1 protein-coding gene is annotated in these 493 nt (G+C 51.9%); it reads left to right on the top strand.

From position 1 onward, the window contains the following. Nucleotides 1-86 precede the first annotated feature (86 nt). On the top strand, nucleotides 87-493 hold a 407-nt coding region (locus QEH53_RS23995; RefSeq protein WP_309025771.1), incomplete at its 3' end, for a ParA family protein.

Here is a 493-nt window from a genome sequence, read left to right as displayed (position 1 = left end):
TCGTTTGACTGACTGACTTTAAAACTGCATTACTGATTTAAGTAAATCCTTATTTCAGTAGATTTACCAACAACCAGCCCCTAGAAATGATCTACTCTTTCACCAACCAGAAAGGCGGAGTCGGCAAGACGACTCTCGCTTTGAACTTCGCCGGCGAACTCGCCGCCCAAGGCCGCAAGGTTCTCTTCGTTGACGCCGATCCTCAAAGCTCAGCGCTCGACTGGTCCCACCAACGAACCGAAGAACTCCCGTTCGCGATGGTCGCGCTTCCGAAGCCAGTCGTTCACCGCGAAGTCGCGAAGCTCAAAGAGAACTTCGATGACATCGTCATCGATCCGCCGCCCAGGACAAACGAGCAATCAAAGAGCGTGGTCATGGCTTCCGACCTTTGCGTGATTCCGGTTCAGCCTTCGCCTTACGATATCTGGGCCGCCCAAGAAATCCTTCAACTCATCAAGGAAGCCCAGATCTACAAACCAGAGATCAAAGTCGT

Source organism: Pelagicoccus sp. SDUM812002, from assembly GCF_031127835.1.
Lineage (GTDB): Bacteria > Verrucomicrobiota > Verrucomicrobiia > Opitutales > Opitutaceae > Pelagicoccus.
This window is presented reverse-complemented; position numbering and strand designations above follow the sequence as displayed.